Annotated in this window: 16 protein-coding genes; 8 read left to right on the top strand and 8 right to left on the bottom strand. The window is 59.8% G+C overall.

What is annotated here, in order from left to right; all coding sequences use genetic code 11:
• Position 1 precedes the first annotated feature (1 nt).
• Positions 2–1,030, bottom strand: coding sequence for a CorA family divalent cation transporter (locus tag ACQUTI_RS00540; RefSeq protein ID WP_032455948.1), 1,029 nt, complete (start codon positions 1,028–1,030; stop codon positions 2–4).
• A gap of 308 nt (positions 1,031–1,338) precedes the next feature.
• Between ACQUTI_RS00540 and ydfZ the strand changes: the two genes are divergently transcribed.
• Positions 1,339–1,542, top strand: coding sequence for a putative selenium delivery protein YdfZ (gene ydfZ / locus ACQUTI_RS00535; RefSeq protein WP_004151566.1), 204 nt, complete (start codon positions 1,339–1,341; stop codon positions 1,540–1,542).
• 70 nt (positions 1,543–1,612) lie between these two features.
• On the opposite strand, the gene ACQUTI_RS00530 is transcribed toward ydfZ, so the two are convergent.
• A complete protein-coding gene (locus ACQUTI_RS00530) occupies positions 1,613–2,092 on the bottom strand; it encodes a hypothetical protein (RefSeq protein WP_075201775.1) in 480 nt (159 codons plus the stop codon).
• Between the two features lie 239 nt (positions 2,093–2,331).
• On the opposite strand from ACQUTI_RS00530, the gene ACQUTI_RS00525 reads away from it, so the two are divergent.
• The 4 genes from ACQUTI_RS00525 to ACQUTI_RS00510 all read left to right on the top strand — a co-directional run bounded on the left by ACQUTI_RS00525 (position 2,332) and on the right by ACQUTI_RS00510 (position 4,868).
• Positions 2,332–2,685, top strand: a complete 354-nt coding sequence (locus ACQUTI_RS00525) for a DUF1304 domain-containing protein (RefSeq protein ID WP_017898710.1) — start codon at positions 2,332–2,334, stop codon at positions 2,683–2,685.
• A gap of 103 nt (positions 2,686–2,788) precedes the next feature.
• A complete protein-coding gene (gene yedE, locus ACQUTI_RS00520) occupies positions 2,789–4,000 on the top strand; it encodes a selenium metabolism membrane protein YedE/FdhT (protein WP_004204094.1) in 1,212 nt (403 codons plus the stop codon).
• Positions 3,997–4,230, top strand: a complete 234-nt coding sequence (yedF, locus tag ACQUTI_RS00515) for a sulfurtransferase-like selenium metabolism protein YedF (RefSeq protein WP_004204092.1) — start codon at positions 3,997–3,999, stop codon at positions 4,228–4,230. Before yedE ends, yedF begins: the two co-directional genes overlap by 4 nt.
• Before the next feature lie 245 nt (positions 4,231–4,475).
• Positions 4,476–4,868, top strand: a complete 393-nt coding sequence (locus ACQUTI_RS00510; protein WP_004204091.1) for a DUF1398 domain-containing protein — start codon at positions 4,476–4,478, stop codon at positions 4,866–4,868.
• 39 nt (positions 4,869–4,907) lie between these two features.
• Here ACQUTI_RS00510 and ACQUTI_RS00505 read toward each other — a convergent pair whose 3' ends face one another.
• Entirely contained in the window at positions 4,908–5,066 is a 159-nt protein-coding gene (locus ACQUTI_RS00505) for a YqaE/Pmp3 family membrane protein (protein WP_002903230.1), read from the bottom strand.
• Positions 5,067–5,348: 282 nt separating this feature from the next.
• On the opposite strand from ACQUTI_RS00505, the gene gap reads away from it, so the two are divergent.
• Entirely contained in the window at positions 5,349–6,347 is a 999-nt protein-coding gene (gap, locus tag ACQUTI_RS00500; protein ID WP_004204090.1) for a type I glyceraldehyde-3-phosphate dehydrogenase, read from the top strand.
• A gap of 48 nt (positions 6,348–6,395) precedes the next feature.
• Here the strand turns inward: gap and aldA are convergent, their stop codons facing one another.
• Complete coding sequence (gene aldA / locus ACQUTI_RS00495) at positions 6,396–7,835, bottom strand: aldehyde dehydrogenase (protein WP_048294704.1); 1,440 nt, start codon at positions 7,833–7,835, stop codon at positions 6,396–6,398.
• Between aldA and ACQUTI_RS00490 the strand changes: the two genes are divergently transcribed.
• Positions 7,834–7,971: a hypothetical protein gene (locus tag ACQUTI_RS00490; protein ID WP_032425978.1), complete on the top strand. Its 138-nt coding sequence runs from the start codon at positions 7,834–7,836 to the stop codon at positions 7,969–7,971. The two genes, aldA and ACQUTI_RS00490, sit on opposite strands and share 2 nt — an antisense overlap.
• Before the next feature lie 61 nt (positions 7,972–8,032).
• On the opposite strand, the gene ACQUTI_RS00485 is transcribed toward ACQUTI_RS00490, so the two are convergent.
• Positions 8,033–8,833, bottom strand: coding sequence for a YdcF family protein (locus ACQUTI_RS00485; RefSeq protein WP_004204086.1), 801 nt, complete (start codon positions 8,831–8,833; stop codon positions 8,033–8,035).
• Positions 8,834–9,214: 381 nt separating this feature from the next.
• Between ACQUTI_RS00485 and ACQUTI_RS00480 the strand changes: the two genes are divergently transcribed.
• Positions 9,215–10,540 carry an MFS transporter gene (locus ACQUTI_RS00480; protein WP_004204084.1) on the top strand — a complete coding sequence of 442 codons (1,326 nt, stop codon included), beginning with the start codon at positions 9,215–9,217 and terminating at the stop codon, positions 10,538–10,540.
• A 204-nt stretch (positions 10,541–10,744) separates the two neighbouring features.
• Here ACQUTI_RS00480 and ACQUTI_RS00475 read toward each other — a convergent pair whose 3' ends face one another.
• The 3 genes from ACQUTI_RS00475 to astB are packed head-to-tail and all read right to left on the bottom strand — an operon-like array spanning position 10,745 to position 14,531.
• A complete protein-coding gene (locus ACQUTI_RS00475; RefSeq protein ID WP_004204083.1) occupies positions 10,745–12,175 on the bottom strand; it encodes an amino acid permease in 1,431 nt (476 codons plus the stop codon).
• Positions 12,176–12,184: 9 nt separating this feature from the next.
• Entirely contained in the window at positions 12,185–13,180 is a 996-nt protein-coding gene (astE, locus tag ACQUTI_RS00470; protein WP_004204082.1) for a succinylglutamate desuccinylase, read from the bottom strand.
• 10 nt (positions 13,181–13,190) lie between these two features.
• Entirely contained in the window at positions 13,191–14,531 is a 1,341-nt protein-coding gene (astB, locus tag ACQUTI_RS00465; protein WP_004204080.1) for an N-succinylarginine dihydrolase, read from the bottom strand.
• Between the last annotated feature and the right edge of the window lie 18 nt (positions 14,532–14,549).

Here is a 14,549-nt window from a genome sequence, read left to right as displayed (position 1 = left end):
ACTACAGATCGTCACGCCGGCGGAACGCCAGGTAGCCGGCGCCGAGGGTAAAGATGCCGACAATCACCACCAGCAGGATAAACCCGTGGTGATTGCTCGCCAGCGGGATCCCGCCGACGTTCATGCCGAAGAAACCGGCCACAATGTTAATCGGTAGCGCGAGGACCGTGATCACCGTCAGGGTGTAGAGGGTGCGGTTGCTCTGCTCCAGCTGGCGGGCGCCGATCTCCTCCTGCAGCAGGCTGATGCGCTCGATCAGGCCGGACAGGTCATTAAGCACCACGCTAAACTCTTCGGTGAACTGACGAAATGCCTGCACCACCGCGCGATCCATCCACGCTGGCGGCCGGTTAAGCAGCCGGAACATGGCCGCCGGTTCCGGCGCCAGCAGCCGTTGAAAACGCAGCAGCATCCGCCGCAGCCGCGCCAGATCGGCCCGATTACGCTGCACGTGATTGCTCAGGAGCCGCTCTTCAATCAGGTCGACGTGGCGGCTGGCCTGGCGCACCACCTGCTCCAGCACCTCCTCCTGCTCCTCCAGCAAAAAGGCCAGCAGTTCAGCGGAGGTATGCACCTTAAGCGTATGCAGACGCGGCAGCATCCATTCGATAAACCGCAATGGTTTGAAACGCGCTGTCACCACCAGCTTCGGGCTACAGTAGAGCCACAGCGTGGCGGTTTCCGCGCTGGTGTCTTGCGGACGAAACAGCACGTCGTTAAGCACGGCGAACAGATTTTCCCCTTGCCGTTCAATACGGGTGGTATGCGAACCGCTGCGGATCTCCTCAAAGAAAAAGTCCGCCACGGGAAAGTGACTGATTAGCCATTTTTCGGCGGTGGCGTGATTGAGATTAAGATGCAGCCAGATAAAGGCCTTATCGTCAGCCAGCGCCTGATAGCTGGCGCATACCTCAGCAGAGGCAATAGGCTGTGGGGGGTGATCTTCATGAAACAGATAGCCATACACCAGGCCGGACACTTCCATATCAAAATCGGGCTTTAACATCTTCGCGGTGACGTCTTGACTCATGGCTCCCTCAGGACAGGCACTGGCACCGTTGATGCCCAGTTAGCGCCATATTTCGCTATTTTTCGCGGACTGGCAAGGTTAATAATCCTGCCGCAAAACCGTCATCTGACGGACATATTTCGGGCAGCATGCCTGAGTCATACCCGGCGTGCTGACCAAGCGCATCGCGCGACGATCTGGCCTTCTCGCTGTGCTTTTATTGTCACTATTAAAATAATTTTGATATTCCTCAAAACTTTTTTAGGCGGGAAGCGGTATTAATTTGGCCGCTTAATCATTGCTTACACTGGTTTATTGAGGAGGAGACCATGAAAACCTATGACCGTAATCGTAACGCTATTGCTACCGGCAGTATGGTCATGATCGCTGGTAACGGTACGACGGGCGTGATTAAAGCGATCCATGGCGAGGGGAAAACCGCCGAGCAGCTGCGTCGGGCGGACTGCGTGGAAATCGACGGCTGCGAGGGACGCTTCTGCCCGTTAGATCTGATCCGTCTCGGTTTCCATTAATCCCTGCCGTCAAGGCACCATGAGCAGGCCACCCAGCGTGGCCTCTTCTTTTTCAGGCTGATACAGGAGTTTAGCGAAAGCTCCACTGAATACTCATCACGAAGATCGCCGGTATAATAATCCCGCCCTCGACGCCGAAGTAATCGGTAAAGTTGTATTGCAGACCATGATAAATATAGGGCGAAAAACCGACGCCGGTGATTTTTTTAGCGGTACGGTAGGTGCCTGAGTCGCCGCAGTGGCTGAAAGCGTCAAAGAAAAATTCCCCGGTATAGGCATACACCCCTTTCAGCAGCCAGCCGGTGTCGTTTTTCAGCCAGTCGCGGCGCACGCCGAGGGTCAGACAGCGATCGTCGAAGCTGTTTTTCATGGTGCCGACCAGCGCGCTGTATTTTGAATCCGCTGAAAACTTGCGCTCCACCGAGAAAAAGTTGTTGTTGAAATGCTCGTTATATTGTCCGTGGTTACCGGTCATGTGATAAACATAGGAGCCGGTATTCATCGAATAAAGATTGAATTCCCCGGCCTGCGCCGACGGCATGGCAACCAACAATAGCCCGGATAACAAAATCCATAATTTATTTAACATTCAGTAATCTACGCCACACCTGTAAAAAAAGAACCCGGCATACTATCACCGCGAAGCTAAACCAAAGGGCAATCAGATACACCGACGCTTTTCGCGGCAGGCAAACATGATGCTATAAGCACTATAGCAGTCGCCCTCTCGCCTGGTGAGCGCCAGCGGCTATACTGCTGACACATTCATCTTATTGATTAAGGACTGCTGTGTTAGCCACTCTCCTCGTTGCGCTGGTCGCTATTATTCATCTCGCCATCCTGGTGCTGGAGATGTTTTTCTGGGAAGCGCCCGCCGGGCGCCGGGCCTTTAACCTCAGCGCCGATTTCGCCCGGGAAAGCCGGGTGCTGGCGGCCAACCAGGGGTTGTATAACGGTTTCCTGGCCGCCGGCCTGGCATGGGGGCTGTGGCTGGGGGCATCGGGCGTGCAGGTGGTGATCTTTTTCCTCGCCTGCGTGCTGGCCGCCGGGATATTCGGCGCGCTGACCGCCAGCCGCAAAATTCTCTATATTCAGGCGCTGCCCGCGCTGCTGGCGCTGCTTGCGGTGCTGGCGCAGGCGTAGGGTCTTGATCCAAAACAGAGAAAGCAGGCGCTAAGGCGGATACTATGTGCCCCCTTCGGTCGGTCATCGACCGTTAATACCTTCTGAGTTCAGAGGCATTTTTATGACATGGCAATCCTTCAAACAGGCCTGGCTTATCCGGTTCTGGTCTCCCGTCCCGGCGGTCATCGCCGCGGGCATTCTCTCAACCTACTATTTTGGCATCACCGGCACCTTCTGGGCGGTGACCGGCGAATTTACCCGCTGGGGTGGCCAGCTGCTGCAGCTGCTGGGGGTCCACAGCGAACAGTGGGGCTATTATCAGCTGATCCATCTCGACGGGACGCCGCTGACCCGCATCGACGGCAGGATGATCATCGGCATGTTCGGCGGCTGCCTGGCCGCGGCATTGTGGGCCAATAACGTCAAACTGCGCTTGCCACGCAGCCGGATCCGCATAGTGCAGGCCGTGGCCGGGGGCATCATCGCCGGGTTCGGCGCGCGACTGGCGATGGGCTGCAACCTGGCGGCGTTTTTCACCGGCATTCCGCAGTTCTCCCTGCACGCCTGGCTGTTTGCCATCGCCACCGCCATCGGCTCCTGGTTTGGCGCTCGCTTCACCCTGCTGCCTCTATTTCGCATCCCGGTAAAAATGCAAAAGGTATCCGCCGCTTCGCCGTTAACCCAAAAACCGCTGCAGGCACGCCGCCGTTTCCGCCTGGGCATGGTGGTCTTTTTCGCCATGATCGGCTGGGGCCTGCTCACCGCCGCAGACCACCCTGCGCTCGGCCTGGCGATGCTGTTCGGCATCGGCTTCGGTCTGCTTATCGAGCGGGCGCAGATCTGCTTTACCTCCGCCTTTCGCGATATGTGGATCACCGGCCGGACGGTGATGGCGAAGGCGATAATCTTCGGCATGGCGGCGAGCGCCATCGGCATCTTCAGCTATGTGCAACTGGGGATGGCGCCGAAAATCATGTGGGCCGGTCCCAACGCGGCGATCGGCGGGCTACTGTTCGGCTTTGGCATCGTGCTGGCCGGCGGCTGTGAAACCGGCTGGATGTACCGGGCGGTGGAAGGTCAGGTTCACTACTGGTGGGTGGGGCTGGGCAACGTCATCGGCTCCACGCTGCTCGCCTGGTGCTGGGACGATATCGCCGCCCCGCTCGCCACCCACTGGCAAAAGGTCAACCTGCTGAACGCTTTTGGTCCCTTCGGCGGACTGCTGGCGACCTATCTGCTGCTGCTGATCGCCCTGCTGCTGGTGATCGCCTGGGAGAGACATTTTTTCCGCCGCCAGTCGGCAGCGGTCCGGACCGTGAAGGAGAGTGCATGAAAAACATCATCCCTGATTATCGCCTGGACATGGTCGGCGAGCCCTGCCCCTATCCGGCGGTCGCCACCCTGGAGGCGATGCCCTCCCTGCAAAAAGGCGAGATCCTCGAAGTGATCAGCGACTGTCCGCAGTCGATCAATAACATTCCGCTCGATGCCAGGAACCATGGCTATACGGTGCTGGATATTCAGCAGGATGGCCCGACCATTCGCTATCTGATCCAGAAGTAATCCCGTTTTCCCGCCGGCGACCTTCATCGCCGGCATGGATTTCCCCGTCTCGCCATGTCCTCACCATCAGATGGGCCGTGCAGGCAAACGATTGCAATAGATTGTAACACTTGAAACGGTGTTCCAGTTATCAAATAACCATTAATATAACGCGGCTATATTATTAAAATACGAATAAGTAACTTCGTGAATGGTTTCTGCCGCTACCGGCCAAAGCCGCACACAGCAATACAATAAGGATAGAAATGGAACTGCTGGCCAGGCTGGGTTATTTTTTTGAGCAAGTGCGTGCAGATGCCGATTTTGCCACCTTCGCCAATGAACTACGTCGGCACCAGGTCTCGTGTTACATCTACTTTGTCTCCACCGGCAATATGAATTTCGTGATGGCAAACGACAAGGTGATCACGATAAAAAGCGCCCGCAGCCTGCTGCGCGTGCGCAGCGCCCCCAACCAGCAGCTGACCTCGGCTGCGGTCATCCGCCATTTTGCCGGCGCCATCAACTTTGAACAATACTGTAAGGATCTCGCCAGCGCCGGGGTGTTTAAGTGGAGCGTCGACCTGGACGAGGAGACTCGCCACTACTGGTCGAAGGATAACCGGCTGCTGTATAAAGAGAGCCTGATTCCCCCCTGAGCGGGTCCCGGGGGGAAGTCTGGTTTGCGGGGCCAGCCCTTAATCGCGTGTCTGGACCCAAAAGGCGTGGATCAGGCCTGGAATATAGCCCAGTAGGGTCAAAATAATGTTGAGAATAAACGCCCAGCCGAAACCTTTCCCCAGCAGAACCCCCAGCGGCGGCAGAATGATAGTAAAAACGATTCTCCAGAATCCCATAAGTTCTCCCTTCATCTAATGTCAACATTTTACTAAGCTATTCAATAGTTAAGCATAGACGCTTTTCACCGCTTCGCCAGCAGGCAGCGCCCTCATCTCCGGTAACAAAAATTATTTTCTGCCGTCACGGATAAAAAAGTCCGCCAAAACATCCACTTTTTTGCCTCATGCTGCGAGCCTGACAGCGAACCGCACAGATTGTCAGTTGACCTGGCTGCCAGTCAGGACTAAGCCTGGAGGAGTTTTATCACATCGAGTCGTTTTACCAACCGGAGAATGTCCATGAGTAAACTTGGGATTAATGGATTTGGTCGTATCGGACGTCTGGTGTTACGCCGTTTATTAGAAGTCGACAGCAGCCTCGAGGTGGTGGCCATCAACGACCTCACCTCGCCAAAAGTGCTGGCCTACCTGTTAAAGCATGATTCAAACTACGGCCCCTTCCCGTGGAGCGTCGACTTCACGGAAGATGCGCTGATCGTCAACGGCAAGACCATCACCGTGTATGCCGAAAAAGAGGCGCAGCATATTCCGTGGCAGGCGGCGGGCGCGGAAGTGATTGTGGAGTGTACCGGGTTCTACACCTCGGCAGAGAAATCGCAGGCCCATCTTCAGGCCGGCGCACGCAAGGTACTGATTTCGGCCCCCGCCGGCGAGATGAAAACCATCGTCTATAACGTCAACGATGACACCCTGACGGCGGATGACACCATCATCTCCGTCGCCTCCTGCACCACCAACTGCCTGGCGCCAATGGCCAAAGTGCTGCAGGACGCCTTCGGCATCACCGTAGGCACCATGACCACCATCCACGCCTATACCGGCACCCAGTCGCTGGTGGACGGGCCGCGCGGTAAAGATCTGCGCGCCTCCAGGGCGGCGGCGGAAAACGTCATCCCGCACACTACCGGCGCGGCCAAAGCTATCGGCCTGGTGATCCCCGCCCTGAGCGGCAAGCTGAAAGGCCATGCCCAGCGCGTACCGACCAAAACCGGCTCAGTGACAGAGCTGGTGTCGGTGCTGGAGAAAAAGGTAACTGCGGATGAGGTCAATCAAGCGATGAAGCAGGCTGCCGATGGCAATGAATCCTTTGGCTATACCGAAGAAGAGATTGTCTCTTCCGATATCATCGGCAGCCATTTCGGTTCAATCTACGATGCCACCCAGCTGGAGATTGTGGAGGCCGGCGGCGTACAGCTGGTGAAAACCGTCGCCTGGTACGACAACGAATACGGTTTTGTCACCCAGCTGATCCGCGTGCTGGAGAAATTTGCCCGCTAAGTGAACGGCGGACAGCCTGCGCTGCCCGCCGATTCTGCATTGAGCGTCTCAGGCCTGCAGATAGACCACCTGGGTCTGCAGGTACTCATTCAGGCCATGGCGGCCATCTGCGCCGCCGATCCCTGATTTACGCCAGCCGGCGTGGAATCCCTGCATCGCCTCAAAGTTCTCGCGGTTGATATAGGTTTCGCCGAACTTCAGCCCCTTAATCGCCTTCATCGCCACGTTGAGATCGCGGGTGTAGATTGAGGAGGTGAGGCCATAATCGCTGTCATTGGCCATCGCCAGCGCTTCATCGAGAGTTGAAAACGCCACCACCGGCAGCACCGGACCGAAGGTTTCCTCATGGATAATATCCATCTCCTGACGCACATCCAGCAGCAGGGTCGGCGGATAAAAATAGCCTTTCCCCTCCAGCGGCTGACCGCCCAGCGCTACCCGCGCCCCCTGCGCCACCGCCTTCGCCACTTTGCGCGCCACCTGATCCCGCGCGGCAGCGTTGATCAGCGGCCCCATCGCGATGTCATCCCGCGCCGCCGGGTCGCCAAACTGCACGGCCTTCATCGCCTCGCCGAGGCGGTTGACGAAGCGGTCGTAAATCCCCTGCTGAACATAGACCCGCTCGACGCAGTTGCACACCTGCCCGGTGTTGATCACCCGCGAGTCCACCACCGCCTTCACCGCCAGCTCCACATCCGCATCGTCCATGACGATGGCCGGCGCTTTGCCGCCAAGCTCAAGGCACACTTTGGTGATATTTTTCGCCGCGGCGGCCATGATTTTCTCCCCCGCCGCCACGCTGCCGGTCATGCTGACCATCGCCACCTTCGGATTGCCGGCCAGCTCCTGGCCGACGGTTTCCCCACGGCCGAGCACCAGGTTAAAGACCCCTTTCGGCAGCCCAACCTGGTGAACGATCTCGGCGAAAGCGATGGCGTTATTGGGCGTGAATTCGCTGGGCTTAATGACGATGGTATTTCCGGTGATCAGCGCCGGCGCCAGCTTGCGGGCGATAAGAAAAAACGGGAAGTTCCACGGCAGGATCCCGGTGGTCACCCCCAGCGCGCGTTTGAAGACAAGGATATTTTCCCCGGGACGGTCGCTCTGCACGATCTCCCCTTCATAACGCCGCGCCCATTCGGCCATGTAGTCGAGATAGTCGGCGGTGAACGCCACCTCCACCGCCGCCAGCTGCTGGATCTTGCCGCCTTCAGCGACGATCAGCCCGGCGATGTCATCGGCACGCTGACGGATGCCGGCGGCAATTTTGCGCAGCCAGCCCGCGCGCTCAATGGCCGGCAGCGCCTCCCAGGCCGGCTGGGCTCGCTCCGCCGCGTCAATCGCCAGCCGCGCCTCTTCCGCGGTCCCGTCCGGGATCCGCGACAGCAGCGCTTCGGTCGCCGGGTTAAGCACGTCGATCCAGCCGTCGCCGCGACCGGAAACGAACTGGCCATCAATATACATCTGGTGTTGAACGGGTGCTGTCATGGCTGCTCCTGTGGTGCATTTGTATTTAACAAGTGATTTTTTTGTTAAATATCGGGCGGATAAGCCGTGGCTTCGCAGCACATTGGCGCAGTTTTGTGAGCTGATTCATAAAACCGGGCCAAAAATACCCGGTTGAGGTTACATTTCAATAACACAAATTGCCCGTTTGCGATAAATCTGCCGCAAACGGGCATTTATCAGCCGAGGATGCGGGCCTGCAGCGCCCCGGCGAGCCGGTCATCCTCCCGCAGCTGTCGCCAGGCGTCGAGGATCTCCGGCGGGAAAGTCACGTGGCTGATAAAGTCTTTCCCCCGTGGACCGTACCCTTCAGGGGAATCCTGCAGACGCGGCAGTTCGCCGAGCAGCAGCGCCAGGTAGCGGGTCACCGGCCACAGCCCCGCCCCGCCGCCCACGAACCCCAGCTGGCCGTCGGTCTGTTGCAGCACCGGCGTGCAGCCGGGAAAGCTCAGCCACTGCGGCGGCGTCGTCGCCCCCTGCCAGACGCGGGCGAAGGTGGCCATCGTCCGCCGCTGCATGGTGGGGTCCTGAATGACGATCCCGCGACGATGGGGGATCCCCCGACTCTCCAGCATTGTGCGAGTAAAGCGCGCGTTTTCGCCGCAGTTGGTCGACCGATCCTCCACCACCAGCCGCGGGCGAGGAATGTGCCAGAAGTCATGCGCAATATCAGCCAGAATATGCGCTTCCGGACGCCCCTCCACCGCGAGCGAACGGTAGCGCGGATCTTCGCGCACCGCCTCATACAGAAAACCGGTAGAGTGCCCTACGCCGCCGCTGATCAGCAGCGGAACCTCCTGCTCCACCGCCAGTCGGCAGGCGGCGTCGATGGTAGGGATCACGGCGTTGCCAGCCAGCACCACCACATCCACCGCCGGCGGCGCGGTCAGCGTCGCCAGATCGTTTTGCGCCAGCCAGCCGCCGGTCAGGTTTGCCGCCGCCAGCGTCGTCGCCGACAGCGGGGGAAAGTGTTCTGCCATTCTGATCTCCTTAATCACCTCTCAGCCGCGCAGAGAGAATAGTCTGGCCATCATAAACGCCGCCTGCCGGGGCGCAAAGCGACGCTGATTTGTAACTATTTTGAAATAACAAGAAACATCTAAAAACACGCAGGTTGCACCTGAATAACTGACCATGAAAATAACAAAAAACAGCAAAAACAGGTGGAAAATAAAAATTTACCTCGCGGTTACACCAGATAAAAGCGCGTTTTCTTGCCCGCATTGCCGAGGGATAACTTGCCAATTGTAACCATCAACTCTAAGTTGCTTAACAATTACACAACCTTTTTCACATCAGGTTGCACCCTGCACGCACAGAGTGACACCTGACCTTTTACCGTGGCGGGAGAACGTTTCGTAATGAGCAATCCAGCAAGCAACACTGCATCCATTCTGCAGAAAAACAAGAAGGTACTGATCGCGAGCCTGACCGGCAGCGCCATCGAATGGTTCGATTATTTTCTCTATGGCACCGCCGCCGCGCTGGTGTTTAACAAAATCTTCTTTCCGATGGTCGACCCGGTCATTGGTCTGATCCTCTCCTGGCTCTCCTTTTCGCTCACCTTTTTTATCCGCCCCATCGGCGGAGTCATTTTCGCCCATATCGGCGATCGCATCGGTCGCAAGAAGACGCTGGTGCTCACCCTGTCGCTGATGGGCAGCGCCACGGTGGCCATTGGCCTGCTGCCCACCTACGAGATGGTGGGCCTGTGGGCGCCGGCCCTGCTGATTACCCTGCGCATTATTCAGGGCATGGGTATCGGCGGCGAATGGGGCGGCGCGCTGCTGCTGGCCTACGAATACGCCCCGGAAAAGCGGAAAGGCTTTTTCGGCAGTATTCCCCAGGCCGGCGTGACCATCGGCATGCTGATGGCAACCTTCATCGTCTCGCTGATGACCCTGTTCGATGAGGCGCAGTTTCTCGCCTGGGGCTGGCGAATTCCGTTCCTGCTCAGCTCCGTCCTCGTTTTCCTCGGCCTGTGGATCCGCAAAGACATCGACGAAACGCCCGCCTTTAAGCAGGTGAAACAGTCTGGCCAGGTGGCGAAGGCTCCGCTGCGCGAGACGCTCAAACACCACTGGCGGGAAGTGCTGATCGCCGCGGGTCTGAAAGTGGTGGAGACCGCCCCCTTCTATATCTTCTCCACCTTTGTGGTCAGCTACGCCACCACCACCCTGAGCTATCAGAAGTCGCAGGCGCTGGAATCCGTCACCCTGGGCGCGCTGGTGGCCACCGTGATGATCCCGCTGATGGGGCTACTGTCCGACAAGGTGGGTCGGCAAAAAATGTACACCCTGAGCGTGGTGCTGCTGGGGCTGTTTATCGTCCCGTGGTTTCTGCTGCTCGACACCGGCACCAGCTGGGGCATTATGCTGGCGACGATCGTTGCCTTCGGCATCCTGTGGGCGCCGGTGACCGCGGTGCTGGGCACCCTGTGCTCAGAGATTTTCAGCGCCAATGTGCGCTATACCGGGATCACCCTCGGCTACCAGCTGGGCGCCGCGCTGGCCGGGGGCACCGCGCCGCTTATCGCCACCGGTCTGCTGGCGAAATACGATGGTGACTGGCGACCGGTGGCCGTCTACCTGGGCGTGACGGTGGCGATTTCGCTGCTGGCGATATTCTGCGCCAGCCGGATGAAATCCGTCCCTGGCGCGGCGCGCTCCCGGGCGGAAAGCGCCTGACCGCAGCCGGTCCGGGCTATCTCGGCGCCGACCATCCTGCCCGGCGGCGCTGCGCTTGCGCGGGCCTACAGGGGGATCACGCCGCGGGGGAAACCGCACCTTCCGGGCCCGGTAAGGCGCCAGCCGCCACCGGGCAGACGAACGGGAACAACGGCTAAGACGCCCTGGCCACACCCCTTAGCCGGCCGCCAGGGCCGGCGGGTGTCAGGCGCTCTGATTGTCCAGCTGAAGCTGCCCTTCGCGCCGCTGCTTCAGCTTCCAGAAGGCCCACAGCGCGATAAACCACAGCGGAGAAGCCAGCAGCGCCAGCAGCGTGTCCGGGTCAAAGATCATGATGAAGATGGCGAAGGCGAAGAACAGCAGGCTCACCCAGCTCATCACCACGCCAAAGGGCATCTTAAAGATCGACCCGGCATGCAGATCCGGACGCTGACGGCGATAAACCAGATAGGCCGCGAGGATCATCCCCCAGCTGAACACCACCATAATCGCCGCCAGGGTCGAGACGATGGTGAACAGGGTCATCACATTCGGCACCAGGAACAGCAGCAGCGTACCGATCAGCATGCAGAAGCAGGAGAACAGCAGGCTGCGCACCGGAATGCGGGTGCTGCGCGACAGAATGCGGAACTGCCAGTGCGCATGCTTCTCCACCGACAGGCCGTACAGCATGCGGGTGCTGGAGAAGACCCCGCTGTTGGCCGAGGACATCGCCGAGGTCAGCGCCACGAAGTTAATCACCGCCGCCGCCGCGGGCAGCCCGGCTTTGGCAAACAGCGTTACGAAGGGGCTGGTCTCCGCCGACACCCCCGGCCAGGAGGCGACAGCGATGATCACCACCATCGACAGCAGATAGAAGATGATAATCCGCAGCGGCAGCGCATTGATCGCCTTGGGCAAAATGCGCTGCGGATCGCGGGTCTCCGCCGTCATCGTCCCCAGCAGTTCGATACCGGTAAAGGAGAAGATCGCTATCTGGAAGCCGGCGAAAAAGCCGGTGATACCGTGAGGCATAAAGGCCGTCGGGTCGGTGAGATGGCTCAGGGAAGCCGTCACGCCGTCCGGAGAGGTCCAGCCGGTGGCAATCATCCAGCCGCCGGTGACGATCAGGGCGATAATGGTGATCACCTTGATCAGGGCGAACCAGAACTCCGCCTCGCCAAACATCTTCACCGACAGCAGGTTGAGCAGGAACAGGATAGCCAGCATGCTGAGGGCCGGCATCCACGCCGACAGCTCGGGGAACCAGTACTGCATATAGCTCCCGCACACCACCACGTCGGCGATACAGGTCACCACCCAGCTCAGCCAGTAGGTCCAGCCGAGATAAAAGCTGGCCTGCGGTCCGAGATACTCGCCGACAAAGTCGGCAAACGAGCGGTAGTCATGGCGAGTGAGCAGCAGCTCCCCCATCGCCCGCATCACCATATAGGTAAAGAACCCGACCAGCACATAGATAACCAGGATCGAGGTGCCGGCGACGGCGATGTTGCGCCCCGCCCCCATAAACAGCCCGGTGCCGATGGCGCCGCCGAGGGCAATCATCTGGATATGGCGGGCGCCAAGCCCGCGCTTAAGCTGTGACGCGCCTTCACCTCCGGCGGCAGATGGCGCCTGATGTTGATGTTCAGTCATGGTGTTTCCTCAGGCTGGTTGCGGGAGGTGAAGCGCCGCGGCGCGGAGCAGCAGCCCGGCGCGCTGGCCGGTAGCGACCCCGGCATTGGGAAAGAGGATATAGGGGGCACGGGCCTGCACCACCCACCGTTTCTCTGCCTGGCGGGCGATCTCATACCCTGCCGGGAGCGCGGTGAAGTTCTCGACGTTGGCCGCCAGATTGAGCGTAAATTCCCCTTCGCGCTTGATGATGCTCTCCTCGACCAGGAAGTAATCCACCGGCGCTTTATCGCGCGCCGGCAGCGGCGCGTCAGAAATCCAGGCCCGGATCGCCGCGTCGGCGGCGGCGAACAGGCTAAGATCGTTGGCGCCGAACGGCATCACTTTTCCCAGCTCAAGGGTGGCGCTTTGCGCGGCGAACTTTTCGCAGGTGAAGTGGGTGAAGGTCCCGCCCGCTTCGGTATGGCGCACGATGGCGTCCATCCCGCTGGCCTGCAGCAGCTGATAGAAGCCGGGCGAAAAATCCTCCTCGTGGGCCGGGAGCAGCGCAAACTGGCGATACAGCGACCCGCGAATGGCGGTATGCATATCGAGATGACTACGGCTGACCGGCCCCGCCGCATCGGCGGCGCGATAGAAGGCCTGCACCGCCTGCTCGAGAGCAAAAGCCCGCCGCGACTCATTGCCCGGGGTGACCGCCAGATGGCGGCCGCCGAACAGGCGATTGAGGTCGTTGTGCAGATAGCGACGCGCGGCGCGGATCGCCGGCAGGTTACCAAAAACGATCAGCAGCGCCTGGGTGAGCGGCTGCCGCCCCTGGCTCAGATCGTGAGTCAGCTGCAGCAGCAGCTCGGTCGGCGCGGTCTCATTGCCATGGACGCCAGCGGAGAGGATCGTCGCCTGACGCCACGGCGTGGCCGGCAGCAGCTGCAGGATGCCCTCGCCCAGCCAGCGGGCCTCGATGTCCGCCGGAAAGGTCCACGCCTGCAGGCGGCAGTGCAGTAAATCGTTAACCAGATGCTCCATCTGCCGCTCCTTAACGCTGAAAATCATAGACAGCGCCCAGACGCAGGATCTGCGTCAGCTCATCCAGCGCCTGATAAACCTCGCGCAGCAGCTGCGGGTCTGCCAGATCGCGGGCGTGCAGCCGGTCACGGTAATGTTTTTCCACCCACGCCGTCAGCTGCTGGTAACGTTCGTCGTTCATCAGGCTGTGGGCGTTGACCGCCTTACGTTCAGACTCGTTGAGCACCACCCGCAGCCGCAGGCAGGCCGGGCCGCCGCCGTTGCGCATGCTTTCCCGCAGGTCAAATACCGCCACTTCATCGATCGGCGACGCGCTGTCGGCCGCGAGATCGCTCAGGTAACGCCAGACGTTTTCCCGCTGGCGGCACTCCTCTGGCACCACAATCAGCATCTTGCCGTCGGGTTTGCTCAGCAGCTGGCTGTTGAACAGATAGGAGGCCACCGCGTCATCGAGCGACACCCGCTCGTCCGGCACTTCCACGCTGGTAAACGGAATATCGAGACTGTCGCTTTTTGCCCGCAGCGTCGCCAATACTGTCGACTGATCGACAAACGCCTGCTGATGGTGGAACAGCACATGGCGATTGCTGACCGCGATAACGTCGTTATGAAACACGCCGCGATCGATAGCCTGCGGCGCCTGCTGGGCAAACACCGTGTAGCGCGGATCCAGCTGATGCAGGCGAGCCACTGCTTCGCTGGCCTCCAGGGTCTGCCGCGCCGGATACTTCACCGGGGCGATCCCGCCGCTGGCGCGTCGACCGTAGACAAACAGCTGCACCCCCTGCCGGTCATACTCCCGACAGAAGCGGTTATGGTTGGCCGCGCCTTCGTCGCCGAGGTCGCCATGCTGCGGCAGCGCCGCGTGGTGGGCGAAGTAGCGCGGATCGGCGAAGGTGGCGCGCAGGATCGCCGAGGTGGTGGGCGCCTCCTGCATGCGGTGCAGCTTATTGTTCAGGTTGGCGACGGTGAAATGAACTTTGCCATCGGCGCTATCCGCCGACGGCGAAACGGTCGCCGCGTTAGCAGTCCACATCGACGAGGCGGAGCTGAAGGCGGAGAGCAGCTGCGGCGCCGCCTGGGCCGCCTGGCGGATGACCTGCTCATCGCTGCCCTCGAATCCCAGGTCGCGCAGCAGACGCAGGTTCGGCCGCGGCTGCGGCGGCAGAATCCCCTGCACGAATCCGCGATCGGCAAGGGCTTTCATTTTATACAGCCCCTGCAGCGCCGCCTTTTTAGGGTTAGAGAGACCATCGCGGTTATTTTGCGAGGCTTCATTGCCGACGGAGAGTCCGGCATAGTGGTGCGTCGGGCCGACCAGGCCATCAAAGTTAGCTTCAAAACCAGACATATGTCCTCACAGGATCCG

This window comes from Klebsiella sp. 7-CIP_Kleb., assembly GCF_050378655.1.
Lineage (GTDB): Bacteria > Pseudomonadota > Gammaproteobacteria > Enterobacterales > Enterobacteriaceae > Klebsiella > Klebsiella quasipneumoniae.
Note: the sequence above shows the minus strand (reverse complement) of the source record. Positions and strands in the feature narration are given on the sequence as shown.

Coding starts and splice junctions, on each gene's coding strand:
- aldA (WP_048294704.1), bottom strand. CDS start 7,835: ATGACAGCACCCGTTCAACACCAGATGTATATTGATGGCCAGTTCGTT.
- yedE (WP_004204094.1), top strand. CDS start 2,789: ATGACATGGCAATCCTTCAAACAGGCCTGGCTTATCCGGTTCTGGTCT.
- astB (WP_004204080.1), bottom strand. CDS start 14,531: ATGTCTGGTTTTGAAGCTAACTTTGATGGCCTGGTCGGCCCGACGCAC.
- ACQUTI_RS00540 (WP_032455948.1), bottom strand. CDS start 1,030: ATGAGTCAAGACGTCACCGCGAAGATGTTAAAGCCCGATTTTGATATG.
- yedF (WP_004204092.1), top strand. CDS start 3,997: ATGAAAAACATCATCCCTGATTATCGCCTGGACATGGTCGGCGAGCCC.
- ACQUTI_RS00485 (WP_004204086.1), bottom strand. CDS start 8,833: ATGGCAGAACACTTTCCCCCGCTGTCGGCGACGACGCTGGCGGCGGCA.
- ACQUTI_RS00505 (WP_002903230.1), bottom strand. CDS start 5,066: ATGGGATTCTGGAGAATCGTTTTTACTATCATTCTGCCGCCGCTGGGG.
- astE (WP_004204082.1), bottom strand. CDS start 13,180: ATGGAGCATCTGGTTAACGATTTACTGCACTGCCGCCTGCAGGCGTGG.
- ydfZ (WP_004151566.1), top strand. CDS start 1,339: ATGAAAACCTATGACCGTAATCGTAACGCTATTGCTACCGGCAGTATG.
- ACQUTI_RS00510 (WP_004204091.1), top strand. CDS start 4,476: ATGGAACTGCTGGCCAGGCTGGGTTATTTTTTTGAGCAAGTGCGTGCA.
- ACQUTI_RS00475 (WP_004204083.1), bottom strand. CDS start 12,175: ATGACTGAACATCAACATCAGGCGCCATCTGCCGCCGGAGGTGAAGGC.
- ACQUTI_RS00480 (WP_004204084.1), top strand. CDS start 9,215: ATGAGCAATCCAGCAAGCAACACTGCATCCATTCTGCAGAAAAACAAG.
- ACQUTI_RS00490 (WP_032425978.1), top strand. CDS start 7,834: ATGGCTGCTCCTGTGGTGCATTTGTATTTAACAAGTGATTTTTTTGTT.
- gap (WP_004204090.1), top strand. CDS start 5,349: ATGAGTAAACTTGGGATTAATGGATTTGGTCGTATCGGACGTCTGGTG.